We start from the raw sequence: 25209 nt of genomic DNA, 5'->3' as shown, positions 1-25209 counted from the left end.
CACCTCCCCGGACACCCCGCCCGGATCGTTAGAGTTTCATCCGTCGGCAGGTCTCCTGACTGGCGGGTCATCGCGGGATGCGGCCTTCCCATGGCCCGTGGGCCACAGTGGCGTATTCGCATCCTGCTCGCCGCCTACAGTTGCGGGGGCAGTTCCGTTTCGAGGCGATTGCCCCAACGGATTCCCTTTCAATTCCTTTCGGAAACCGACGCGATCCTGTTAGCCAGAGAGCCGAAAGCACGCAAGTGACAATGTCTACGCCTCGCGCACGTCGCCTCAGCGTCAGGCACGTCGATTTTGCGGATGCGAAAGTGCAGACATACGATGCCGCAAGATTCGACCGTCTTATCCAGTCCGCGCAAGGAGAGCACATTGAATTCGTGATCTTCGATCAGACTGAGCTCTTCCTATCCCTATTCCGGACCAGTCGACCTCACCCGGCATCGCGCACAGAGCGGGGCCGAGGCTCCGGGTTCTTGAACCTGCCTGTCTCGGACGCATGTTCGCTTGACGGGGTCGAAACTAAGTCGATTTGGCTGGAACTTGCGCAGAGCTTCACACCTGCTGAAAACCGGACCTCGTCCGACCGGCGATATTGGGCTGCCTTCAAATGGCTCGGCGTTCCGCCGCTCTCTGGCACACCGGCGCAAGTCCACGATTGGGGCGGTCAACTCCACATGCTATCGGCCGACGGCGCAGCGCTCGGCACGTTGCAGACCGCTCTTAATCCCAATCGTCTTGGCTTGATGATGGCGACCGTAGCCACTGGCCCCGGCAGGATAGACATCGTCTATTTGGGGACAGCAGACATCTCCTAACCAAACGCGATAGCTCACACCGAAGTTGATCGTAAGGTGCGCCCAGCTGCATACAATTGGAAAGCAGATATAAATCGCGTCAGCCCTACTTATAGCGAATGACCGCAATGGGGCTAAAGCGGACATTCGAACAACCAGTTGCCGCTACACCTCAAGTCCGCTCCAGGGCCGGCTGAGGACGCTCAGGTCGAACAGCGAAAATAGTCCGCACAGGCGCGGGTCTTCTCCCAGATGAGAAGGCACGTGAATCAGTATGACGGTGAGCGGAGGCAGCCTCGGCCTCGAGGCTGGTAATGTGTGGCGAGCCATGCCTATGATCACAAATCGGTAAGTTTTCGTTCTCAATGAAGAACTTCGACATGAACGACGCCGGGCGCGATCAAAGATCCATACCGCTCATCGAGCGATGCCTGTCTGTTGACCTGGAAGTCGATCCGACCCGCGCGCTGACATTTGCATTTGCCGCGGTGCGTCACTCGGACGATCAGAAAATCCTGTTCAAGAAAGGTGACCGGGAAGCGGCGCTAGATCGGTTTGAATTTCTGGCAACCGAAGCGGACTTTCTGCTTGGCCACAACATCATCCGCCACGATCTGCCGCATCTGGTAGCGATGCGCCCGCGCTTGGCCAAACTGGCACAAAGGCCTATCGATACGCTCTGGCTCAATCCCCTCGCGTTCCCGCGAAACCCCTATCATCACCTCGTCAAGCACCATCATGACGGCCGCTTGCAGGCTGGACATGTCAATGACCCGGAGCTTGACGCGCGGCTGGTGCTGACGGTGCTGGGGAACCAGATCGCGGCATTTGCCGCCCTCAACCGCGAAAATCCTTCCGCCTTGGCAGCGTATCACTTTCTGTCCACGTGTTCGCCGGACAGCAGCGGCTTCGATGCGCTGTTCACCGAAATTCGGCAAGCGCCTCGTCCTCACGCCGTCCAAGCAGAGAATGCCATCGGCGAACTTCTCGAAGGCAAGGCGTGCTCGTTCCGCTCCTTGCAGACGATCAACCGGCTGTCATCGCCGCAACTTGGCTGGCCGATGGCCTATGCCCTGTCCTGGATTTCGGTGGCCGGCGGGGATTCCGTCATGCCGCCCTGGGTCCGGGCCCAGTTTCGTGAAGCCTCGATGATCGTGCGCCATCTTCGCGACCGCGCCTGCGCCGATCCAGCCTGCCATTGGTGCCGCGAGATGAGCGACCCGAAGCACGCTCTGTCCCGCTGGTTTGGCTTCGACGGTTTCCGGCCCGAACCAAAGGATGATGCCGGCGTTCCGCTTCAGGAACGCATCGTCGCCGAGGCCATGGCCGGGAAATCGGTCCTTGGCATCCTGCCGACCGGGACCGGCAAGTCTGTCTGCTATCAGATTCCCGCGCTCTCGCGGTTCGATAAGATCGGCTCGCTCTCGGTGGTGATCTCGCCGCTTGTCGCCCTGATGGCGGATCAGGTGCAGGGGCTCGTCCGGCATGGCATCAGCGGATGCGTCACCATCAACGGCCTTCTGTCCATGCCGGAGCGACAGGCAGCACTGGACCAAGTGCGCATGGGTGACGCCTCTATGCTGCTGATTTCACCCGAGCAACTTCGCGCACCATCGGTTCGCTCGGTTTTGGCGCAGCGGGAGATCGGCTACTGGATTCTGGACGAGGCGCATTGCGTCTCGAAATGGGGCCATGATTTCCGCCCGGACTATCGCTATGTCTCGCGCTTCATCCGCGAGTTCTCTGGAGATCAGGATCCGGCGCCAGTGATCTGCCTGACCGCAACCGCCAAACCTGAAGTCGTGCGTGACATCCGCGATCATTTCCAGTCGCGCCTTGGGGTGGACCTGCTGTTACTCGATGGCGGCGCCACCCGACACAACCTGCTTTTCGAGGTCCATGAGACCCATAGCAGCCGCAAGCTCGCAGACATCCTCGACACGATCGAAGGCGCGCTTCCGAAGGAAGGTGTATCCGGCGCGGTGGTCTATTGCGCCACCCGCTCCACAACTGAGCGCGTGGCCGAGTTCCTTCGGCAGCAGGGTCTGGACGCGGATTATTTCCACGCCGGGCTGACGCCCGAACGCAAGCAGGAGGTGCAGGAACGCTTTCGCATTGGCGACTTGCGCGTCATTGCCGCGACCAATGCCTTCGGCATGGGGATCGACAAGCCCGACATCCGGCTCGTGGTCCATTGCGATATACCGGGTTCGTTGGAAAACTACCTGCAGGAAGCGGGGCGCGCCGGACGGGACCGCGACCCGGCTGTCTGCGTCCTGCTCTTCAGCCACGAAGACGTCGAGCGGCAGTTTTCGCTGTCGGCCCGATCGAGGCTGGCCCGGCATGAGATCGGCGCCATCCTCAAGGCTCTGCGTCGTCTCGATACGCGCGGCAAGCAAAGCGGTGCAGTGGTCGCCACCACCGGGGAGATCGTCCGCGAGGAAACCGAAAGGGAGTTCGAGCGTGACACGACGACCGACGACACCCGGGTCAAGACCGCTGTAGCATGGCTCGAGGAATCGGTCCTGCTGACCCGCGAGGAGAACCGGGTATCGGTCTTTCCATCCTCGCTGCGGGTCCACAGCATGGCGGAGGCTGAAGCGATCCTCGCAAAGGCCGGGATCGCCAATTCTCGCCGCAAGCAGCTTTTGGATCTGGTGCGGCATCTGATGAATGCTTCACCGGAAGCCGGGGTCTCGACAGACGAACTTTCGGGTGTCAGCGGACTGAAGGGAGGGGCGCTGCGCAAGGCATTGTCCGATCTCGAGGCACTGGGGATCGCCACCGACGACACGAAGCTCACCGTCTTCGTTCATGTCGGCGGCGAGGATTCCTCGAGGCTGCGTTTCAGGCGGTCGTCCGCGCTGGAGACCGCGCTGATATCAGCCATGCGCGAGGCAGCACCCGATGCCGAGGACGGTGATCCACAACCCCTGAACCTCGCTGCGACCTGTCAGGCGTTGCGCGATGATGGGCATGAGGGGGTCCGGCCTCATCTTGTCGAGGCACATTTGCGCAGCTTTGCCCAAGACGGGCGGGACGAGGATGGCGGTCGCGGCAACATCCATCTCCGAAAGGTGAACCGCAACACCTGCCTGGTCCGTCTGCAACGGTCGTGGGATATGCTCTCGCTCACAGCCGAGCTGCGGCGTCGGGGCGCGGAGCTTCTGCTGCAGCATCTCGAAGGCCTGGTGAGCAAGGGCGCACGGGGCAAGGATATCCGCGTCGAATCCACCATGGGTAAGCTTCAGGCCGCGATCACCGGGGATGTGCTTCTGCGAGGTGCCATTCGCGACCCGAACAAGCTGATGGGCCGAGCGCTAATGTGGCTGCACGAACAAGGCACGGTGACGCTTGGGCGCGGCCTGACCATTTTCCGTCCGGCGATCACGGTTCACCTCAATCCCGGCGGAGGGCAGTTCACGCAAAAGGACTTCCTTCCCCTGGAGGAGCATTACGCGGAGCAGACCGTCCAGACCCATATCATGGCAGCCTATGCACAACGCGGCCTGAGTTCGATGACCGAGGCCGAGGGGCTCGCGCATGACTATTTCCAGCTCGACAAGGAAAGCTTCCTCAAGCGCTGGATGCCAGATCGAGCCGGGGAGCTTCGGCGTCAGACAACACCGGAAAGCTGGCGCCAGATCGTCGAAAGTCTCGGCAATCCGGCGCAGTCCAAAATCGTTTCCGATGATCGCGAGCAAACCAATGTGCTGGTGCTTGCCGGGCCGGGTTCCGGTAAGACGCGGGTATTGGTGCACCGGATCGCCTATCTGATCCGGGTGCGGCGCGAGGCTCCGAACGGCATTCTGGTTTTGACCTACAACCGTCACGCCGCGGTCGAAGTGCGCGAAAGGTTGAAGTCGCTGATCGGTGACGAGGCAAGCCGGGTCACCATTTCCACCTGCCACGCCCTCGCGATGCGCCTCGTCGGCGCAAGCTTTGCCGGGCAGGCGGAGGATGCTTCAGTCCCGCGGGATTTCGACAAGATCGTGCTGGAGGCCGTCAATCTGTTGAGGGGCGAGGGGCTGTCCAAAACCGATGCCGAGGCGCTGCGTGAAACACTGATACAAGGTTACCGCTGGATTCTGGTCGACGAATACCAAGACATCGGACCAGAAGAATATGCATTGATTGCGGCTGTCGCCGGTCGGTCCATCGAAGACCCCGAACAGCGCCTCAGCCTTTTCGCAGTCGGTGACGACGATCAGAACATCTACGCCTTCGCCGGCGCTTCGGTCGATTTCATCCGGCGCTTCGAGGCGGATTATTCGGCGAAACCGGGCTATCTGACCGAGAACTACCGCTCCACTGCGGCAATCATCGAAGCGGCGAACCGCGTGATTGAACCGGCCGCCGACCGGATGAAAGCCGGGCATGACATCGTCATCGACCGGTCGCGGGCGAAGGCTGCAGCCGGCGGCACGATGCAAGCAATCGATCCGGTCGCACAAGGTCGTGTTCAATTTCTTCAGACAGAAACGGGGCTAGATGCCCAAGCCATTGCCGCCGTTGATGAGCTGATCCGGTATTCCAGTCTCATCCCGGACTGGTCCTGGGCAAAGGCGGCGATCATTGCCCGCGAGTGGCGACTCCTCGAACCAGTGCGAAGCTATTGCGAGGCCAAGGGCATCCCGGTCCAACTCGCCAGCGAGGCAAGGCCACCCTTCTGGCGGCTACGCGAGGTTCAAGTCCTCGTCGCCTTCCTGCGAACGGAACCGACAAAAATGCTAACGGTGAAAGCCATGCTGGACTTCGTCCGGACACAGTCACCGAACCGGTGGTGGGATCTGATCTTCGAGGCGGTGACTGCCATAGGTATAGAGCTTGCCGACAAGCCCGCGCCCGTCACCGACATCATCGAATGGCTTGCGGACTGGATGCGGGATGCGCGGCAGGACCAGCATGGGTTGCTTTTGCTGACCGCGCACCGCGCCAAAGGGTTGGAGTTTGACCATGTTGTGATCCTCGACGGCGGCTGGGACCGCACGTCAAAAGGGGAGGATCGCGATGCACCCCGGCGGCTGTTCTACGTTGCCATGACGAGGGCCAAGCGCAGTCTGGCCATCATGTCGGAGCAAGATCACCATCTGATCCTTCGGGAGGTCGCGGCTACCCTGTTACCCCGGTCGATCCAACGCAACTCAAATAGCGAGACCCTCGCCGGATTGAGATATCAGTGCATCGAACCGAAAGACGTGGATCTGTCTTGGGCAGGAAGATTGTCGGACAGCCATCCAGCGCTCCGGGCGCTTTCAGAAATATGCACGGGCGACCTCGTGGATCTTGTCGATCACGACGGCCGCTGGATGATGACGAATGCAGCCGGAATATTCATCGGGCGGATGGCAAGGAGCTACCAGCCGCCAAGAGACCTAATGTTCGTCCGAGGATCAGCAGCGGCAATCATTCGCTGGCGCAAGTGCGACAATGGCGAGGAGTTTCAGGGCAGCATCAGACGGGACGCGTGGGAGGTCGTATTGCCCGAGCTCGTATTCGCACAAAACCAGAAAAACGCGTGAGCAGTCACTCCCGGCGTCCGTGATCAACCTTGCCGTGGGATACTTCGAGACGCGCAAAGCGGACGTTGCCGCCTGCCCGGCCGCTTGCGGTGCCCAACGTGTAACGTCGAACAGTTCCAACATATCGCTGGTCAGGAACCGGGTGCGCGCGGCGAAACCCCGAAACAACAAGCTCATGCGCGGGTGGCGCGCTTCGCCCTAAACAAGAAACTGAAATTGCGGTTAGGAGGTGAGTAACAAACTGCTCTCACAGATCCGTTACAAAGCAAGAGATATTTACCAACATCAATCGGCGGTCAGTAGACCGGCCGACGCAATGCAGTTCATGCAATGGACAAGAGCGGCTGTCATCCGTTGGCGTGGGTGAGAGCGCTCGGTGGTTCCATGGCATCTATAAAGCACGCGTTGGGGAGATCGCGCTTTCGAGCGCGAAATCACACCCAAACCCGTAGCCAGCGGCCCAAACGGTCAGTCTACGCGTCGATCGTCCACCATCTTTCCCGATTATTTCACTTTAATTCAATTCTCTACGCCTGCGCACGTTATTGCTTTTCTGCGTAAGCTTTACCTTTTCCGAGCCTCAACTAGGCTTGCCAACATGTTGATTGGAAACAAGTTTCAAAAGCTACGAATCGGGTGCCGCAGAGCTCTTGCGCACTTATTTGCTTTCTTTGGCTCATAAAGCCATCACAAAAAAGGCCCGCCATCACGGCGGGCCTTTTCGGCTTTCTGGCAGCGTGATCCGCGGCTCTGCATCGCAGCGGGACGTGCAGAGCCTCGGTTCTCGCGTCACTCCATGAAAAAGGCGAAGCGGATTACGAACAGGCCCGCGACGATCCAGGTGGCCATGTGAACGTCCCGGACACGCCCGGTCAGCAGCTTGATGACCGCATAGCTGACAAAGCCAAGGGCCAGCCCGTTCGCAATCGAGTAGGTGAAGGGCATCATCAGCGCCGTCAGAACGGCGGGCGCAGATTCAGTGATGTCGTGCCACTCGATCTCTTCGAACTCGCGCACCATCAGGCAGGCGACGTACAGCAGTGCCGGCGCGGTAGCATAGGCGGGGACAGAGCCTGCAAGCGGGGCGAAGAAAATCGCCAGCAGGAACAGGCCCGCGACGACCAGCGCGGTCAGACCCGTGCGCCCGCCCGCCTGCACGCCAGACGCGCTTTCGACATAGGCAGTGGTCGAGCTGGTCCCCAGAACCGATCCGGCCAGGATCGCGGTCGAATCCGCCATCAGCGCGCGACCCAGGTTCGGGCTGGTATGGGTCGGCCCCTCGGACAGCAGGCCAGCGCGCTTGGCGACGCCGATCAGCGTGCCGGTGGCGTCGAAGACCTCGACCAGCACCATGACCAGGATCACGTGGAAGATCCCGACGGTCAGCGCGCCCCCGATATCAAGTTGCAGGAAGGTCGGCAGGATCGACGGCGGCATCGAGATGATCCCGCCGAACGGGCTGGCGCCGATTGCGATGGAAACGACGGTGATGATCAGAATTCCGATCAGGATCGCGCCGCGCACCTTCAGCGTGTCAAGCGCGGCAATGATGAAGAAGCCCGCCGCGGCCAGCAGCGTCGGCGTCTGGGTCAGGTCGCCCAGTCCGACCAGCGTCGCCGGGTTGTCGACGACGAAACCCGCCGTCTTCAGCGCGATCAACCCCAGGAACATGCCGATGCCCGCCGCGATGGCGCTGCGCATCGATGCCGGGATCCCGGCGATCAGCCAGCGCCGGATGCCCGTGACCGACAGGAACAGGAATACCAGGCCCGAAATGAAGACCGCCCCCAGCGCCTGCTGCCAGGTAAAGCCCAGCGTCCCGACAACGGTGAAGGCGAAGAACGCGTTCAACCCCATGCCGGGCGCCATCCCGATCGGCCAGTTGGCCCAAAGCGCCATCACGGTCGAGCCGAGCGCGGCCGCAAGACAGGTCGCGACAAAGACAGCATTCCGATCCATGCCGGTCGTTGACAGGATGTCGGGGTTGACGAATATGATATAGGCCATGGTCAGGAACGTGGTGATCCCGGCGATCACCTCTGTTCTGACATTGGTCCCCTTGGCCGACAGGCCAAACTGGTTTTCGAGCATGTATCCTCCCACCGGCGGTTCGCCCGCCATGCGGGCACCTTAGGTTCAGCGGATTATCACGGGAATGCAGGCTCTGACGACAGAGTTTCAATGCAATATATACAAAAACACCATTTTCAACCGAATCTCGGGGTTGTTTATATGAAATGCACTCTTGCCGGATGCCCTCCGGGAATGGTGACTGCGCTGAGATCGGAATACCAGAAGGAAGCCAGTGATGCGATATAGCCGCGACATGATCGGATATGGCGAGAACGCCCCGGACCCCCGCTGGCCCGGCGGAGCGAAGATCGCGGTCCAGATCGTCATGAACTATGAAGAGGGCGGCGAAAACAGCATCGAGCATGGCGATGCCGCGTCCGAGGCCTTCCTGTCCGAGATCATCGGCGCCCAGCCCTGGCCGGGCAAACGTCACTGGAACATGGAGTCGATCTATGACTACGGCGCGCGCGCCGGGTTCTGGCGGCTTCACCGCATGCTGAAGGATATTCCGCTTACCGTCTACGGCGTCGCGACCGCCCTTGAGCGCGCGCCCGAGCAGGTCGCCGCCATGCAGGCCGCCGGATGGGAGATAGCGACCCACGGGCTGAAGTGGATCGACTATCGCGACATCCCCCGAGAGGTCGAGGCCGAGCATATCGCCAAGGCGGTCGAGCTGCACACCCGCGTCACTGGCGAGCGTCCGCGCGGGTTCTATCAGGGCCGCACTTCGATGAACACGGTCGAGCTGGGCTGCGAGGAAGGCGGGTTCGAGTACCTGGCCGACACCATCGCGGACGACCTGCCCTATTGGCAGGTTCACAATGGCAAGCCGCAGCTGATGGTGCCCTATACGATGGACGCCAACGACATGCGCTTCTCCTCAGGGCAAGGCTTCGGCACCGGGGTCGAGTTCTTCGACTATCTGCGCGACAGCTTCGACGTGCTTTATGCCGAAGGCCAGGCCGGTGCGCCCAAGATGATGTCCATCGGCCTGCATTGCCGCCTTGCCGGCCGCCCCGGCCGCGCCATAGCGGTGCAGAAATTCCTGGAACACGCGATGAAGCATGAGGGCGTGTGGTTCGCCAGCCGCCTCGACATCGCGCGCCATTGGGCCAAGGAGCATCCGTTCCAGCCCCGGCTTCGCCCGTCGCAGATGGACCGCGACGCGTTCCTGGCGAAATTCGGCGGCATCTACGAACATTCGCCCTTTATCGCCGAGCGCGTTTTCGACGGCGAGATGGGTGCGATCCACGACACCCCGCGCGGGCTGGCGGCGCGCATGGCGCAAGTATTCCGCGGCTCCAGTGATGCCGAGCGGCTGGGTGTCCTGAACGCGCACCCCGACCTTGCGGGCAAGCTGGCGCTGGCCAAGCGGCTGACGGCGGAAAGCACGTCCGAGCAGGCCTCGGCCGGACTTGATGCGCTGACCGACGCAGAGCGCGAAGAGTTCCAGCGCGTCAACACCGCCTATGTCGAGAAGCACGGCTTCCCCTTCATCATTGCGGTGCGCGACCACGACAAGGCCGGCATCATGGCGGCGATGCAGGCCCGCCTTGCCAATGACACCCCGACCGAGCGCGGCACTGCCGAGCGTCAGGTCATGCGGATCGCCGAACTGCGGCTGATCGACGCCTTGAAAGGATGAGCGAGATGAACCACCATTCCCCGAGACCGAAGCCCAGCTATGCCGGGCCCTTCGCCGGACTGCCGCCGCAAAGCGACCTGTCGACCGACACTGCCGTCTTCACCGAGGCCTATGCCGTCATCCCCGCCAGCACGATGCGCGACATCGTCACCAGCTTCCTGCCGGGGTGGACGGGCATGCGGATGTGGGTAATCGCGCGTCCCCTGTCCGGCTTTGCCGAAACCTTCAGCCAGTATATCGTCGAGCTTCAGCCCGGCGGCGGATCCACCCGCCCCGAACTGGACGAAGGCGTGCAGGCCGCGATCTTCGTCACCGATGGCGGGCTGCGGCTGACCATCGGCGGGCAGGTCCATGATCTTGAACCCGGCGGCTTCGCCTATATCCCCGCCGGCATGGACTGGTCGGTCGAGAACGGCAACGCCGTGTCGCGTTTCCACTGGTGGAGGAAGCGCTGGCAAGAGGTCGAGGGGCTGGAGAAGCCCGAGGTCATCGTCACCAACGAACGCGACATCGCCCCGATTGCGATGCCCGACACCGGCGGAAGCTGGGCCACGACCCGCTTCATGGACCCCTCCGATATGCGCCACGACATGCATATCACCATCGTCACGCTGACTCCCGGCGGCTCGATCCCCTTTGCGGAAACGCATGTGATGGAACACGGGCTGTTCGTGATCGAAGGCAAGGCCGTCTATCGCCTGAACCGCGATTGGGTCGAGGTCGGTCCCGGCGATTTCATGTGGTTGCGCGCCTTCTGCCCGCAATGCTGCTATGCCGGCGGCCCCGGCAACTTCCGCTATCTGCTTTACAAGGACGTGAACCGCCACGCACCTCTGTGGCGTTGAAGCGGGGCCCCTTCGGGGGCCCTTTCCTTTTGGCGCGAAGGTAGGGCAAGTGCGTCCGCACTACCATCTCGCGCGCAAAAACTGGGGCCAATCCATGATAGCGGACCACGACGAGATGTTTCGTAATGTGAAGGGTGTGTTTTTCCGCGCCGTTGACGCGAATTACCTCGCCACCGGCCTGTCCGGGTCCAGGCGGGCGGGTCGTTATTCAAGGGCAGATCAGCCGACCCTTTACCTCAGCTCCTCGCCCGAAGGTGTGGAAGCGGCCATGATGGCACATGGGTCGGACCACGACCACCAGCGTCAACTCATCCAGGTTTCGGTAAGCGCGCATCGCATTCTGGACCTGCGCGACGAGCGTGCCCGCTTTCTGGCTGGCGTCACCCTGCAGGATGCCACCGCCCCCTGGCAGGAACTTGTGGCCGAAGGCAAAAGGCCACCATCATGGAACGTTAGAGACCGCCTTGTCCGCCTGGATGCAAAGGGCCTTATCGATCCATCGAGGAAAGCTCCGGGCCTTTGGCACTTGGTTTTGTTCGAATGGAATACTGAAGGAGCGGCGCAGGTTCGACAGATCGGCTAGGTGGAGGGCTGTCCGCGAGGAGCCTCGGATATGGCATCCAGGCGGGGCATTCCAATTGTTTAGCCTGAAAGATTGTAAAGCAAGCTTGACACCGGCGAGGTTCTGGAAAATGTAAAGGTAACTTTACTTTTGGAACTTGTTGATGCGCAGCCTTACCTTCTTTGTCTTCGGACTGACCGCCTATATTGTAGTGCTCATCGTGTCGCAACGAATGCTTGCCAGTATCGGACCAGACAGCACAATGACCCCGCTTCTGGCGGTGGCACCGATCATCCCGGCCGTCTTCATTTGCGGGGTCGTGGTACAGGCCATCCGCAACCTGGACGAGATGCAGCGGAAGCTGCAACTCGAGGCGTTGGCTGTAGCGTTTGCCGGGACGGCCTTGATCACGTTCGGCTACGGCTTTTTGGAAGGCAACGGGTTGCCTAAGCTCTCGATGTTCGCAGTTTGGCCGCTTATGTCAGCGTTGTGGTTCACTGGAGTAATGGTAGGGCTTTTGCGCCACCGATGAACAACCGCATTCAGGAATTGCGCCAGCTGCAAGGGTGGTCGCAACAGGATCTAGCGCTTCATCTCGGCGTATCGCGACAGACAGTCAACGCTCTCGAAAGGGGGCGTTACGATCCAAGCCTCCCTCTCGCATTCAGTATCTCGAAGCTGTTTTCCTTGAAAATCGAGGACATCTTCCAGCCAGAGCCCTGACCTCGACCAGTTTGCGATACCCTCGGCTTCGTCGGATCGGCCGAAGTCAGGGATGTCTTCGCCGCGGGACTAGTCCCCTTGCACGGCTTACCTGCGCATATGCCTGTTATCGCAACGGCGCGGACGAGGCCGCCATCGGCTTTCACGACGAGTTACTCGGCAGGAGTGCTGCACAAATCTTTGAAAGATCTCGTGTCTCGACATATCGGCGCTTCGTCTAGCAGCTCATGGGCGGTTGCCGCCTTGGCTTTCGTTAATGTCAAAGCCCTCATGCGACCCCTACCGGCGTCCGGGTCGGGCGCACCACGATCTCGTTCACATCGACATCTTCGGGTTGCTCAAGCGCAAAGCGCACCGCACCGGCGATCGCCGAGGGGTGCAGCGCAATCGCGCGATAGGTCTTCATCCCTTCGGCTGCGATCGGATCGGTGATCGTGTCGGCCAGCTCGCTTTCCACGACGCCCGGATGGATGCAGGTCACCCGCAGATCCGCATGTTCCTGCCGCAAGCCGTCCGAAATCGCGCGCACCGCATATTTCGTTGCGCAATAGACCGCCGCGGTGGGCACGACGGACAGCGCGCCGACCGAGCCGATGTTGATGATATGCCCAGATTTCCGCGAAACCATATCGGGCAGAACCGCAGCGATGCCGTAAAGGACGCCCTTGATGTTGACCTCGATCATCCGGTCCCATTCCTCGACCTTCATCGACGCCATCAGCGAAAGCGGCATCACGCCGGCATTGTTCACGATCGCATCGACATGACCCCAATCGTTCCGGGCGGCATCGGCGAAGGCCGCCACATCTTCGCGGCTGGTAACGTCAAGCGCGCGGTATCGCACGTTACCGCCAAGCTCTGCCGCCAATGCGGCCAGCCGGTCGATGCGCCGTGCGCCGATCATCAGCTTGGCGCCGGTTGCCGCCAGTTCGCGGGCAATGCCTTCGCCAATGCCGCTGGATGCGCCGGTAATCAGAATGACCTTGTCCATCTTCGTCTCCTTGTCTGTGTGAGATCAAGGATAGACGGCGCGTGCTGTCGACGGTATTTGTCGCGTCCTGACTGCAGTGTCCAGCTAGGCTAACCAATGGATGATCTCAATCTCCTGCGAATGTTCGTCACGGTGGGCGAGGCCGGGAATTTCCGCGAGGCGGCCGACCGCCTTGGCGTCACCCGCTCGGCTGTCAGCCAAGGTGTGCGGCGGCTGGAGGATACTTATGGCACCGCGCTGTTTCACCGCACGACCCGAAGCGTGCGCCTGACCGAGGCCGGGGCGGCGCTTCAATCCACGCTGTCCGGGCCGCTGGCCGAGATCGTCGGGGCGCTGGAAATGCTGGGCGATACGCCGCGGGGCACGCTACGCATTGCCGTTGCCTCGATCGCCGAGCGGTTCCTGTCCGGCCCGCTGCTCGCAAGCTTTGTCGACGCCCATCCCCAGATCGCGCTGGACGTGACGGTGACCGATGCAGAGACAGACATCGTCGCTGGCGGGTTCGACGCAGGCGTGCGTTTGGGCGAGGTCATCGCGCAGGACATGATCGCCGTGCCGGTGACCGGCCCGCAACGGCAGGTCTGCGTGGCAACACCCGGCTATCTTGCCGCGCATGGCACGCCAGCGCACCCGCGCGACCTGATCGCCCATCGTTGTATCGGCTGGCGCCCGGATCCCTCCGTCGAGCCCTATCGCTGGGAATTCGAGGAGGGCGGTCGCGCCTTTTCCGTGGCGGCGCCCCCGCATATCACGACAAATGACATGCAGCTTATGATCCGCACGGCCCTTGCCGGAGGTGGAATTACCTTCGGGATGGAGGAGACATTCCGACCGTGGATCGATAGCGGTGAGTTCGTCTCGCTACTCGACGACTTCCTGCCACCCTTTGCGGGCTTCTATCTGTTCTTTCCCAGTCGCCGAAACCTTGCCCCAAAGCTCCGTGCGATGATCGACCACGTCCGGCGCTTTCGCGCGGTCTAGCGAAATAAGCGTTCCGGCGGTCGGTGGTCAGGGGCAGGCTATCTGAGCGTGTGGGCACCTGGGGTCATAGCGTCCGGTTGACCCACACCAAGTATAAGCATCAGGCCCTTACCGGCCGGTCGGCGCTCAAGAATGTTGCGCGGCCGGATTTCCTTAAGCTCATTCCTCACGGGGCGCGGCATTTCGAGAAGATGAGCGGCTGCGGTGCGGACAACCCCCCCGTTCGCTGCGCTTGCCTCCCAACCTCTATGCCAAGAGCTTCGATCGACCTGAAGGGAAGAGCCAACTGACGGCACCGCGGCATGGCGGTCGCCGCGAAATCGGAAAAGCGGTCACTTAAGCAGCGCACAGCGAGGTGGCCGTGCGTTGGTTCTGAGAAGGAAAGTGGAGGGAAGTGCTTGCGACACAGCGCGCGCGCATCACGCAAAAGCTGCCATCCGTCTTCGGCTCACCCATCCCATAGGATCGCTCTGGCAGTCGAAAGCGTGCCTTCCAAGCGCGCAACTGGAAAACGGCAGATACAAAACGCGATCTTCCAAGCGTGCATCCAGCAAGGAAGATGTTCGTTGATCATCACTTCGCTGGATGTTTGTGGCGATGCCCTCCTCGCTTTCACTCGCTGACCGCATTGCAATGGTGGATCCAGCCTGCGTTAATCGACGGACCGAGACTGCCGAACGAGGGCAAAATGCATTCCGTTTACTACAACGATAAGCAGATCAATAAGCTCGCGACTGACGGCCAGCATCGCGCAATTATCGGTGGCATGTGGGAGGAGATGGGCGAACTGCAGCTGGACATTCTCCAGAAGCATGGGCTGAAGCCGGAACACAAGCTTCTCGACATCGGGTGCGGCAGCTTGCGCCTCGGGACCAAGGCTGTTCCCTATTTAAATCCCGGCAACTACTGGGCCACCGACCTTGTCGAAGCCCTGATGGATGCTGGATATCAGAAAGAAATCATTCCCCTCGGCCTGCAAGAACGGCTGCCGCGTAGCAACCTCGTACAGGATGCCGAGTTTACCTTCGAGGGCGTGCCTCGTCGCTTCGATTACATCATTGCTCAGTCAGTATTTACTCATCTGCCCCTCAACCACCTACGCCACTGTCTTGCGCGTCTGGCGAACCATCTAGAAGGGTCGGCCATTTTCTTGTTCACCGTGTTTGAGGCCGAGCCCGGAACTGCCCCGGATGGCCCCTCAAAGCAGTCTCGCGGCCCCATCACCACCTACCCGCATAAGGACCCCTTCCACCTTTGCGAAGACGACCTGACCCACATCGGGCGCGGCCTGCCGTGGACGATCGACTTCATCCGCGAGTGGGATCACCCCCGCAATCAAAAGCTTGTAATGGCCAAACTGAGGTCGTGAACCATGGGCAGGCCACATTGGTCATCGCGCTGAGGGTGTACGTGTCTGGACCTGCGTTGACACCGCACAGGTAAGCTCGCATGGTCCCACCGCCAATCAAATCAACTGAGCGACATGACCGAGAAAATTGACGTATTCATCCACGTGCCCAAAGCCGCTGGAAGCTCCATCCGCTCACTGATTGAGGCCAACTACGCGGAAGACCGCAGCCTTCCCGTTTACCGCCCTCAGGGAGTCGGGATGTCTGAAGCACTTGAGCCTGAGCGCACAAGGAAGCTAAAGGACTGTCAGGTGGTGTATGGGCACATTCCAACCGTGGTTCACCATTTTACGGATCGTCCCTGCAACTACTTCACTTTCCTTCGGGATCCGGTCGAGCGGGCAATCTCGGAGTACAAGTTCATTAAGCACGACTTTCCTGGCCATCCGGCGCACGAGGCCTTTGCCAGCGGGGAGGTCAGTTTCGGCGACTACTGCGCCGCCACCACTCCAGGCGAGTTTTACTATTCCGCCGTCAGCAAGGCGACCCAGCTGCTCGCTGGAGTTGATCGGGTCCGTGAATGTGACGATGACATGTTGGCTGCTGCCAAAAAGATGCTTGCGCAACTGGGCTACTTCGGATTCTTCCACGAGTTCGACAAGGCCATCCAAGATTGCGCTGCTGCTCTTGGATGGAGCACGGATGGGTTCGAAACGCGAAACGTCAGCTCCGTCAAGAACAACGACTTCTTGGCATCCGAGGGTGCAACGGAAGCAGAACTTTCCGTTCTCCGAAACACGCTGAAGCAAGATATCGCACTGTTCGATTTCGCGCTGTCGTTGAGGGAGCAACGCCGTCAACTCTGATTATATTCCGACCCTTTATTGCCCCTGCTCCGAGTCTAAACGTTAGGCCGCGCACTGATCAAAGACTCGGTCTCGGAGTAAGCGGCGTCCCGAACACAGGGTGGCGGCGTAGAGTGCCACGGCAGATCATCGATATGGCTCCGTTTATGGCCTCTGACGATGGCGGCAAGCGTTGCTGCCATCGTGCGCTCGACGGTGTCGCTGTCCATTTTGTCGTGGCCATCGGTCAGGAAGCGGCTGAGGCCGTCGCGATATTTGGCGATATGGGCCAACGCCTCTCCAAATGGCGACTTGACGGAAGCGCGGACGCGGTGGTGGCCTAGCCAAGCGTCGACACGGGTGAGGATCGCGGCGGAGCGTTCCAACCGGATGGCAAGTCGGGCTGAGGGGTGGTTGCCGTGGGTCGTCGCCTCGGCGGCTGTAGATCTGGGCCTGACGATAAAACGGCAGATGATCGGTGTATTTACTGACAAGCCTCGGATGCGCAAAAATTGCCCCATGAGATCTGCGCAAAGGGTACTTACTAGAGCATTTTTCTGCCCGATTTCCATGAATCATACTGGTGGAAAAACCCGTTTCCAGGATGGGCTTCCCAATGGTCAGCCTATGACCTCGACGTTGATGGCAGTCGAACTGGGGTTTCCCTTCGGAGGTGCTGCGGAGGCTTTCGTGCCGCTGGACTGGTTCGGTACGGAAGTGACGCTAGCCAAGCGCTATCGCAACAAGGCCCTTGCAGCAGCGGATAGCGAAACTCTTACGGGGTCTCGGGCTGATGAAGAAGCGTGGCGGAGCGATATCCCATGCCCCGGCAAGAAGCGTGACGACGTGATCGTGGTTGCCAGCCGGACAACTTCGGAACCGTGTCAGATTGTCGGCATGTCTGGCGCGCATTCGGTCAAGACCGTGGCCTATGAGGCGGGACACCAATGTTGCGACGTCGAAATGCGCCACGTCATGGTCGGAACTGGCGCTTCAAGCCCAACCCAAGCAGGCGCCCATGCCTGTTGGGCCTGCATGGCGTCATGTCACGTTTGGCACGACATTGCGAAAATGGATATCCTTGTCGAAGCCTTTCGGCCGCTCCTGTCGCTTTCCAAATTCGGGCTTCTTGAACTTGACCCTCTTATAGGGGATGGACGCCAGAAGATGTGTGATCGCATTGATCCTTGCGCGTTTCTTGTCGCTTGAATCGATAACCCACCACGGTGCCTGCTCGGTGTCGGTCATGCGGATCATCTCGGAATAGGCCGCAGTGTAATCCCACCAGCGACGATAGGATTCAACATCCATCGGGCTGAGTTTCCATTGCCGCACGGGGTCCTCGACGCGCTGACGGAAGCGTCGCTCCTGTTCTTCCTCCGAGACATCGAGGAAGTACTTCAGCAGGATCACCCCCGACCCGACCAGCCAGGCTTCCAGTTGAGGCAGGCCTTTCAGGAAGTTCTTGACCTTGGCTTCAGGGGTAAAGCCCATCACTCGCTCGACGCCAGGGCGATTGTACCAGCTTCGGTCGAAAATCACGATCTCCCCGGCGGCGGGAAGCTGGCTGATATAGCGCTGCATGAATATCTGCGATTTTTCGCGATCGCTCGGCGCCGGCAGGGCCACGACACGGAACACCCGCGGACTGACCTTTTCCGTGATGCGCTTGATCAAGCCACCCTTGCCTGCCGCATCGCGACCCTCGAAGATCACCACGATGCGCGCCCCGCTGTGCTTGACCCAGGCCTGCAGATGGGCAAGCTCGACCTGAAGGCGGGCGATCTCCTTCTCATAGGTCTTGCGATCAAGCTTGGAACCCTGATCCGTCGACGTTACTTCGACGGGGACATCCTTCTTCGTGCCCATGACCTTCTCCTGTCTTGCCGGTTACTCCGGCGCTGGTCCATTCCTCGCGTCAGCCGTTTCGGGCGTCGCGGCCCTGAAGGCGCGCAATGCGTCATCCAAATCGTCAAATATCATTGTCGGACCAAGCCTTGAGCTGAATTGGCAGCGCTCAAGCAGCGTCCAAACGCTTGATTGCACCTCGCTCAGTCCCATCCGGATACCAAGCCCCTCAAGATCGCGATGCAGGTCCTCAAGCATGGCAATCGCGGTGCTGTCGATCTGAGTTATCGCCGAAGCGTCAATGATCAGCCAGCGTGTGTCGGGGGAGTGTTCGGCAATCATCTCACGAAGCTGATCGTCGACGTGATCTGTGTTGAAAAACAATAGATTGCCCTGAACAAAGCAGATCAGAAGCCCTGGAACAGGCTGCACGTCGGCTGAGCGGTGCAGCTTGTAGAACCCCAGCCGTCCGGGGATCCTCCCCAGCAGTGCCACCCTTGGCTGGATCTCCTTGAGGATCACATAGACAAAGGTTGCGATGATCGCCACGACGACCCCTTGCAACACGCCAAAACTGATGGCACCAGCCATGGCGATCAGGGCAAAGCCGAACTCGACCCGGCTGATGCGCCAAATCTGCCGCAAGCCGTCGAGGTCGATCACGCTCAGCGCCGCGGCAATCAGGATCGCCCCCAGCGCTGGGATCGGCAGGATCCGCAGATATCCGGCAAAGAAGGCGACAGCGATGGCCAGCACTATCGCGGCCGCCAGCCCGGCAAGCTGGGTCTTGCCTCCGACCGAGAGGTTCACTGCCGTTCGGGAATCCGAAGAAGTGACCGGAAATCCGCCCAGAAGGCCGGACACGATGTTTGCTGCGCCAAAACCGCGCAGTTCGGCATTGGGGTCCACGTCCTCGCCGGTTCGGGCGGCAAAGCTTCGCGCCGTTATGATGCCGGCGCCGAAGCTGACGACAAAAATCGCAGCCGCGCCCAACATCAGATCATCAAAGGGCAACCCTGAATGAATCGGGAAACCGATGGACGGCAGTCCGGTCGGCAGGTTTCCGACGATCCTGATCCCCTTGGCCTCGAAATCGAAGATTGCGGATAGCAGTCCGGACAGCACGACGACAATCACCGGGCCGGGTATGCCCACCGGCCGCATCCTGACAAATTGCAGGATCACGAACATGATGAGGGCAAGCAGAAGCGAAGGCCAGTGGATGCTGTCCGCCTTCTGTATCAACTCGGTCAATGGCCCGACCAACCCGTCGGATTCAATCTTGAGCCCGGTCACGCGGCCGATCTGACCGATGATGATCGAGATCGCCACGCCGATGAAGAACCCGGCGAGGATGGGCCGTGAAAGCAGGCTTGCAATATTACCCAGCTTCAATGCACTGGCGGCAAAGCAGATGAGACCGACGCCAATCGACAGAAGCGATGCTGCGCCGACAAGATCGGCCTGCTGCAACCCCGGCATTTGCTGCAGCACTGTGGCCAGAACCGCCGCCATGACGGCCATGGTCGCAGCCTCCGGCCCAACAATCAGCCGACGTGAGGGGCCGAGCAGCGCATAACCGATCACCGACCCGATGCTGGCATAGATCCCGGTCTCAGGGGGCAACCCGGCAATTGCCGGATAGGCGATGGCGCTGGGAATGCCCACAGCGGCAATGGCCAGCCCGGCTGAAACGTCAGAGGTCAGCCATCCCGGTCGATAACCTTGCAGGCTCGGCAAAACGCGGAGCCAGGCAGATGATCCGGCTTTCTTCCGGTTTTCTGGCGACAATCTGGGTGGGACGCCTACCATTCACTGAGACCTCGCCACTCAATCCTGCTCAGACGATGAAAGGCAGGCGATTGCCCTGCCCTTCTGGCCGGATGCTCTGCTGTGCGACGCTTCGCCTGCATGCAAGTATCCCAAGCCGCAATCAGACCGCCTTCGGTGCCCAATCCAAGTAAAGACCGACGTCTCCGGGCATGCCATCTGGAAAGTTTATGATCATGGCTTTCAGCTTGTAGCCCTTGGGCTGCAGATTTGCCTTGAACCGGTCATAGACGTCCCTTGCCTTGCCTTGCAGCGTCTCGGGCCAATCTCGTTCGGCGTTGTTGATGGCCCGGCCCTTATCGGTGCAAAGCTTCGAGGGAAAACTGTAAACCATGACCTCGAACAGGCCCTTCTCGACCGCGTTCATGACAAGGCGGCGGATCAGTTCGCGCTCACGCTCGGTGATCTCACCCTTGAGGAACTCCTCGGCGGCACGGGCACGCTCCTGACGCTCGGCGTCGAGAAGCTTGGCGCGGCGCTCCATTTCCTCCATTTCCTTTTGCAGATGCAGCAGACGCAGCTCCTCCGCAGTCGGGACGGCGGCTTTGGGGTCGGATTGGGTCATATCCTGTTGCTCCTTGCACCGAATTTGTCAGGAAATGCTGTTAGCCTCCGGACAACCGGCTCCTCGTCAGGATGCCACATTTGGCGGTAGCCTGGCTCGCATCGGGAGGTAATTTACAGTAATTAACGCAGCCGGTCTGAGCCAGATTGCTGCATCGCGGCTGAAATTCGGGGAGGCCGCGCTTTCAGAACCGTTGGGCACGGACCGCCCTTGACCCGGGCTCGGCCATGAGAGTGACATGGCGCACCGGTCCGACCCAAAGCCTGTTGCCGATAGCCAGATCGCGCCGCAATGCGCGCTGCCCTCGGCCGGCCGGCGACCCGGTCCGGCAGGAGGACGCCAGCCCGGTCGACGGTTCCGATGTAAAGCACTGAACCGACCCTTGCTCCAGGCAACCGAGGAGATAAGCGAGATTGACGCGCATCCGACCGTTGAGGCGTTCGACAAACCGCTCTGCGTGCGCTTTCCTAGGGCGATGTTTGCCATTCGAACCGGTGCTCGGAACATCACTGCAGGGTCGCGTTACTGGTCAGTTCCGTGCCGTTGCCGCTGACAATCGTTCGATCTGCGCCCACGATGTGACAGGCCCACCGTTCCGACAGGCCACTCCCTCCCGAAGACTCAGCCACTTCGCGCTTCACGGGCCCTGCCGCTTTTTCGAAGCCAACTCCTTCACCGCTGCCAGTTTCGGCACCTGTTGGCTAGAAACCTCTTGGGTTGGCGTTCTCGTCCTCCGGTGCCTTCAGCCGCTTTGTCTCCGTCACCGTCATGTCGCCAGGCTTGGCCTTCCGATTGTCGAAGGCCGGCCTCATGGGCGGCTGGCTTCCCGATGATCTGCTCGTCTGTGAATCTCGTTCGCTTCATTGTCCGTCCTCAAGTTAGGGCGGACTCTAATAGACGGTGGAGGAAGAACCCGTGGCAGGCCAGATACCAACCGCCATACTGTCGACCATCGCGTAGCTGAAGTCGAAGGCGATCCTGAGGGCAATCCCCCTTCGCCTCGATCGCTGCCCCCTACCCCATCAACCCACCTTTTGCATTCCTCCGCCAGACGTTAAATTGCGCGCGAGCTGACAGGAGACGATGATGGCCAAGGCAATTCACTCGATGATCCGCGTGTTGGACGAGGCGCGATCGCTTGCATTCTATGACACCGCCTTTGGCCTGAAGGTTGCCGAACGGCTGGACTTCGACAGCTTCACGCTGATCTACCTGTCCAACCCCGAAACCGAGTTCGAGCTGGAGTTGACCGTGAACAAGGATCGGACCGAACCCTATGACCTTGGCGACGGCTATGGGCACCTTGCCGTGTCGGTGGCCGATGTCGCAGCGGAACATGCCCGTCTGTCGGAATCCGGTCTTGCTCCGCGCAAGATCGTCGATTTCGCGCCGGGAGGCGAGGTAATTGCACGCTTCTTCTTCATCGCCGATCCCGATGGCTATCAGATCGAAGTGCTTCAGCGCGGCGGGCGCTATCTCTGACCTGCCTGCCGGAAGGTCAGGTTGATCCGGCAGCGCCCCAATTGCGGATGCTCGCCCGGCTTCAGGGTCAGGATGCCATGCCAGGCCAATCGCGATGGACCGCCCCAGACGACGACATCGCCATGAGCCACGGCGTGACGGACGATCGGATCCTTCCGGTCCGTCCCACCGAACTGGAAGGTCGCGGGCAATCCCAGCGAGACCGAGACGATGGGCGCATCGAAACCGGCCTCGTCCCTGTCCTGGTGCAGCCCCATCTTCACCCCCGGCGCATAGCGGTTTACCAGGCATGCGTCGGGGTGGAAGCCCGCAAAACCGGCCTGCGCCGCGGCCGCCTTGGCCAGCGCCGCAAAGTCCGTGGGCATGGCGGGCCAGGGACTGCCCGTCGCCGGATCGACTGCCTCATAGCGATAACCGCGCCTGTCGCTGACCCAGCCAAGCGGACCGCAATTCGTCATCTCGACCCCGATCTGGCGTCCGCCGGGCGTCAACATGTGACGAAAGGGCGAAAGCCGCGCGACCTGTTCGACCCCGTCCAACAATGCGTCGCCCGGGGCAAATCCGCGCAGGATCATTGCCCCCGGCCCGATCGCCTCGTCGCGTCTTTCGCCGAACAGGTCCAGGGTCATCGCCCCCCTCCCACGCAAATGTCATGTAGAGATGCTTGACCAAGGCCAAGCAAGCTGGCTTTCAGGATAGAACACTCCGCAGGAGCATCCCATGCGTCGCAGCCTTGTCGCTCTCGTCACCGCGCTGTTCTGCGCCCTGCCGCTGTTCCCCGCGCAGGCGCAGGAATTTTCAGAAGCCGAGGTTGCGGCGATCAAGGCCGCGGTCTTCGACGATCCGGCTTCTCCGGTCATGGGCAATCCGAGTGGCGATGTCACGCTTGTCGAGTTTTCTGACTATAATTGCGGCTTTTGCCGCAAGGCGGCACCCGACGTCGCCGCATTGCTGGAATCTGACCCGGGGATCAAACTTGTGGTCCATGAGATCCCGATCTTTGGCGAAGGATCGCGCTATGCCGCGATGGCGGCGCTGGCAGCGCGAAACCAAGGCAAGTATCCCGAATTTCACCGCGCGATGATGGGAACGAAGGGCAAGGCCGAAAAGGCGTCGGTTCTGCGGATCGCACGGGATATCGGGCTGGACGTCGCGCGGCTGGAACGCGACATGCAGGCACCCGAGATTACCGCCCAGATCGAAAAATCACTCGAGCTTGCCGATCAGATCGGCTTGGTTGGTACGCCAAGCTTCGTTGCGGGGGATCGCGCCGTCTTCGGCGCGCTGCCGCGCGAGGATCTGGCCGAGTTGGTGGCCGAAGCGCGCGCTGCGGGGAAATAGCGTATTTCCGAAAGCCAGAGGCCGGGAAGATCCCGGCCCGGCCCTGTCTTGTTCATCTGTCATCGCCGGGCGAACCACGACCTGTCTGGGCGTCCTGTTGCATCTGCTGCATGAGGGCGGGCTGGCCGTTCACATGGGTCAAGCGACCATGCATGCCGTCATAAAGCAGGGTCAGTTCCTCGCCATGACGCGTGCCGGAAACCTGGATCTGGTTGCCGTCCCGCATCAGGCCTACATCCTGAAAGCCTTGCCGCTGCAACTGGTCGATCAGGGCATGGTCAGTGGCCGTCGCCGGCTGTTTCACCGAATAGTCCCGTATCACCGACACGGTTGCGGTCCGGGCGGATGTCGATGCCATCGCCGGTCCCGCAGCCAGCAGCGGCAGCGCAGCGATCAATGCGATTTTCAGGGGATTCATGAACATCTTGGCCTCCTGAGCCAGAGTGGATCATGTCGCAGAAACGCAAGGACGCGACCGGCGGTTGCCGCCAGTCGCGTCCTCGTCATCGCTTGTGTCGCGCGGTGATTGCGCGTCAGATCTTCATGTCGAAATCAAGGTGCTTCGCGACCGCGAAGATGTCCTTGTCGCCCCGGCCCGACAGATTCATCACCATGATATGGTCGCGCGGCAGGTCCGGCGCGATCTTGATGACATGGGCCAGAGCGTGGCTGGGTTCCAGCGCGGGGATGATGCCTTCGGTCCGGCACAGGACCTGGAAGGCCGCAAGCGCCTCTTCGTCGGTGACGCTGACATATTCGGCGCGGCCCTGTTCCTTCAGCCAGGCGTGCTCTGGACCGATGCCGGGATAGTCGAGGCCCGCGCTGATCGAATGGCCCTCAAGGATCTGGCCTTCGCCATCTTGCAGCAGATAGGTCCGGTTGCCGTGCAACACACCCGGACGCCCGCCCGTCAGGCTGGCGCAATGCATCATCCGTTCGTCAACACCCTTGCCGCCGGCCTCGACACCGATGATGCGAACCGAGGCATCGTCAAGGAACGGGTGAAACAGCCCCATCGCGTTCGACCCGCCGCCGATCGCGGCGATCACGCTGTCGGGCAGACGGCCTTCACCCTCCTGCTCGGCAAGCTGCCAGCGGGTTTCGCGCCCGATGATGCATTGGAAGTCGCGGACCATAGCCGGATAGGGATGCGGTCCCGCGACCGTGCCGATGCAATAGAAGGTGTCGCGCACATTGGTCACCCAGTCGCGCAGCGCGTCGTTCATCGCGTCCTTCAGCGTGCCGCGGCCCGACGTGACGGGCACGACCTCGGCCCCCAGCAGGCGCATGCGGAAGACATTCGGGGCCTGACGCTCGACATCATGCGCACCCATGTAGACCACGCATTTCAGCCCGAAGCGCGCACAGACCGTCGCGGTCGCGACCCCGTGCTGGCCCGCGCCGGTTTCCGCGATGATGCGGGTCTTGCCCATGCGGCGCGCCAGCAGGATCTGGCCCAGCACGTTGTTGATCTTGTGGCTGCCCGTATGGTTCAGCTCTTCGCGCTTCAGATAGATTTTCGCGCCACCCAGTTCTTCGGTCAGGCGGGGCGCGAAATAAAGTGGGCTGGGACGACCGACATAGTGTTTCCACAAGTCGTTCATCTCGGCCCAGAAACCGGGGTCGGACTTGGCACGGTCGTATTCGGCCTCAAGCGCAAGGATCAGCGGCATCAGCGTCTCGCTGACGAAACGTCCGCCGAAAATGCCGAAACGTCCCTGTTCGTCCGGGCCGTTCATGAAGCTGTTGATCAGGTCCTCGGCCATGGCTCTCCTCGTGCGCGGTCGCGATTGGGTATTTGTGAAACGGT

Annotated in this window: 20 protein-coding genes, 2 pseudogenes and 1 riboswitch; of the genes and pseudogenes, 12 read left to right on the top strand and 10 right to left on the bottom strand. The window is 60.9% G+C overall.

Annotated elements, in window-relative coordinates; all coding sequences use genetic code 11:
* Positions 1-28 precede the first annotated feature (28 nt).
* A riboswitch (cobalamin riboswitch) is annotated at positions 29-225 on the bottom strand.
* 251 nt (positions 226-476) lie between these two features.
* The gene (locus RM190_RS17980) at positions 477-818 is read left to right on the top strand and encodes a hypothetical protein (RefSeq protein WP_311760842.1); all 342 of its coding nucleotides are present in this window, start codon (positions 477-479) and stop codon (positions 816-818) included.
* A gap of 344 nt (positions 819-1162) precedes the next feature.
* A complete protein-coding gene (locus RM190_RS17975) occupies positions 1163-6319 on the top strand; it encodes a RecQ family ATP-dependent DNA helicase (protein ID WP_311760841.1) in 5157 nt (1718 codons plus the stop codon).
* Between the two features lie 789 nt (positions 6320-7108).
* Here the strand turns inward: RM190_RS17975 and RM190_RS17970 are convergent.
* Complete coding sequence (locus RM190_RS17970; protein ID WP_311760840.1) at positions 7109-8410, bottom strand: NCS2 family permease; 1302 nt, start codon at positions 8408-8410, stop codon at positions 7109-7111.
* Between the two features lie 217 nt (positions 8411-8627).
* On the opposite strand from RM190_RS17970, the gene puuE reads away from it, so the two are divergent.
* The 5 genes from puuE (at position 8628) to RM190_RS17945 (ending at position 12167) form a co-directional block, all read left to right on the top strand.
* Positions 8628-10037, top strand: a complete 1410-nt coding sequence (gene puuE / locus RM190_RS17965; protein ID WP_311760839.1) for an allantoinase PuuE — start codon at positions 8628-8630, stop codon at positions 10035-10037.
* A gap of 5 nt (positions 10038-10042) precedes the next feature.
* The gene (locus RM190_RS17960; RefSeq protein WP_311760838.1) at positions 10043-10882 is read left to right on the top strand and encodes a bifunctional allantoicase/(S)-ureidoglycine aminohydrolase; all 840 of its coding nucleotides are present in this window, start codon (positions 10043-10045) and stop codon (positions 10880-10882) included.
* Positions 10883-10931: 49 nt separating this feature from the next.
* Positions 10932-11465: an RES family NAD+ phosphorylase gene (locus RM190_RS17955; RefSeq protein WP_311760837.1), complete on the top strand. Its 534-nt coding sequence runs from the start codon at positions 10932-10934 to the stop codon at positions 11463-11465.
* Between the two features lie 142 nt (positions 11466-11607).
* Positions 11608-11976 carry a hypothetical protein gene (locus tag RM190_RS17950; protein WP_311760836.1) on the top strand — a complete coding sequence of 123 codons (369 nt, stop codon included), beginning with the start codon at positions 11608-11610 and terminating at the stop codon, positions 11974-11976.
* Positions 11973-12167, top strand: a complete 195-nt coding sequence (locus RM190_RS17945; RefSeq protein WP_311760835.1) for a helix-turn-helix transcriptional regulator — start codon at positions 11973-11975, stop codon at positions 12165-12167. Before RM190_RS17950 ends, RM190_RS17945 begins: the two co-directional genes overlap by 4 nt.
* A gap of 268 nt (positions 12168-12435) precedes the next feature.
* Here RM190_RS17945 and RM190_RS17940 read toward each other — a convergent pair whose 3' ends face one another.
* Positions 12436-13158 carry an SDR family oxidoreductase gene (locus RM190_RS17940; protein WP_311760834.1) on the bottom strand — a complete coding sequence of 241 codons (723 nt, stop codon included), beginning with the start codon at positions 13156-13158 and terminating at the stop codon, positions 12436-12438.
* A 96-nt stretch (positions 13159-13254) separates the two neighbouring features.
* Here RM190_RS17940 and RM190_RS17935 point away from each other — a divergent pair, with 96 nt between their 5' ends.
* The 3 genes from RM190_RS17935 to RM190_RS17925 all read left to right on the top strand — a co-directional run bounded on the left by RM190_RS17935 (position 13255) and on the right by RM190_RS17925 (position 16354).
* Positions 13255-14139, top strand: coding sequence for a LysR family transcriptional regulator (locus tag RM190_RS17935; RefSeq protein WP_311760833.1), 885 nt, complete (start codon positions 13255-13257; stop codon positions 14137-14139).
* 559 nt (positions 14140-14698) lie between these two features.
* The gene (locus tag RM190_RS17930) at positions 14699-15508 is read left to right on the top strand and encodes a class I SAM-dependent methyltransferase (RefSeq protein ID WP_311760832.1); all 810 of its coding nucleotides are present in this window, start codon (positions 14699-14701) and stop codon (positions 15506-15508) included.
* Positions 15509-15622: 114 nt separating this feature from the next.
* Positions 15623-16354, top strand: a complete 732-nt coding sequence (locus RM190_RS17925) for a sulfotransferase family 2 domain-containing protein (RefSeq protein ID WP_311760831.1) — start codon at positions 15623-15625, stop codon at positions 16352-16354.
* A gap of 113 nt (positions 16355-16467) precedes the next feature.
* On the opposite strand, the pseudogene RM190_RS17920 reads toward RM190_RS17925, so the two are convergent.
* The 5 genes and pseudogenes from RM190_RS17920 to RM190_RS17900 form a co-directional block, all read right to left on the bottom strand.
* Positions 16468-16767, bottom strand: a pseudogene (locus RM190_RS17920) (IS66 family transposase); the annotation flags it as partial.
* Positions 16768-17374: 607 nt separating this feature from the next.
* Complete coding sequence (gene ppk2, locus RM190_RS17915) at positions 17375-18202, bottom strand: polyphosphate kinase 2 (protein ID WP_311760830.1); 828 nt, start codon at positions 18200-18202, stop codon at positions 17375-17377.
* 21 nt (positions 18203-18223) lie between these two features.
* On the bottom strand, positions 18224-19993 hold the full coding sequence (locus tag RM190_RS17910) for a SulP family inorganic anion transporter (RefSeq protein ID WP_311760829.1): 1770 nt from the start codon (positions 19991-19993) through the stop codon (positions 18224-18226).
* Between the two features lie 121 nt (positions 19994-20114).
* A complete protein-coding gene (locus RM190_RS17905) occupies positions 20115-20576 on the bottom strand; it encodes a hypothetical protein (protein WP_311760828.1) in 462 nt (153 codons plus the stop codon).
* Between the two features lie 551 nt (positions 20577-21127).
* A pseudogene (locus tag RM190_RS17900) lies at positions 21128-21440 on the bottom strand (IS3 family transposase); the annotation flags it as partial.
* Between the two features lie 222 nt (positions 21441-21662).
* On the opposite strand from RM190_RS17900, the gene RM190_RS17895 reads away from it, so the two are divergent.
* A complete protein-coding gene (locus tag RM190_RS17895) occupies positions 21663-22058 on the top strand; it encodes a VOC family protein (protein ID WP_311760827.1) in 396 nt (131 codons plus the stop codon).
* Here the strand turns inward: RM190_RS17895 and alkB are convergent.
* A complete protein-coding gene (gene alkB, locus RM190_RS17890; protein ID WP_311760826.1) occupies positions 22049-22687 on the bottom strand; it encodes a DNA oxidative demethylase AlkB in 639 nt (212 codons plus the stop codon). The genes RM190_RS17895 and alkB overlap by 10 nt on opposite strands.
* Positions 22688-22778: 91 nt before the next feature.
* On the opposite strand from alkB, the gene RM190_RS17885 reads away from it, so the two are divergent.
* Positions 22779-23399: a DsbA family protein gene (locus RM190_RS17885; RefSeq protein ID WP_311760825.1), complete on the top strand. Its 621-nt coding sequence runs from the start codon at positions 22779-22781 to the stop codon at positions 23397-23399.
* Positions 23400-23451: 52 nt separating this feature from the next.
* Here RM190_RS17885 and RM190_RS17880 read toward each other — a convergent pair whose 3' ends face one another.
* Together RM190_RS17880 and trpB are read right to left on the bottom strand one after the other, a co-directional pair.
* The gene (locus RM190_RS17880) at positions 23452-23823 is read right to left on the bottom strand and encodes a hypothetical protein (protein WP_311760824.1); all 372 of its coding nucleotides are present in this window, start codon (positions 23821-23823) and stop codon (positions 23452-23454) included.
* A gap of 109 nt (positions 23824-23932) precedes the next feature.
* Positions 23933-25165 carry a tryptophan synthase subunit beta gene (trpB, locus tag RM190_RS17875; protein ID WP_311760823.1) on the bottom strand — a complete coding sequence of 411 codons (1233 nt, stop codon included), beginning with the start codon at positions 25163-25165 and terminating at the stop codon, positions 23933-23935.
* Between the last annotated feature and the right edge of the window lie 44 nt (positions 25166-25209).

It is taken from the genome of Paracoccus broussonetiae (genome assembly GCF_031854425.1).
Lineage (GTDB): Bacteria > Pseudomonadota > Alphaproteobacteria > Rhodobacterales > Rhodobacteraceae > Paracoccus > Paracoccus broussonetiae.
The sequence above is the reverse complement of the archived record's forward strand: the minus strand, read 5'-3'. Positions and strand labels throughout refer to the sequence as shown.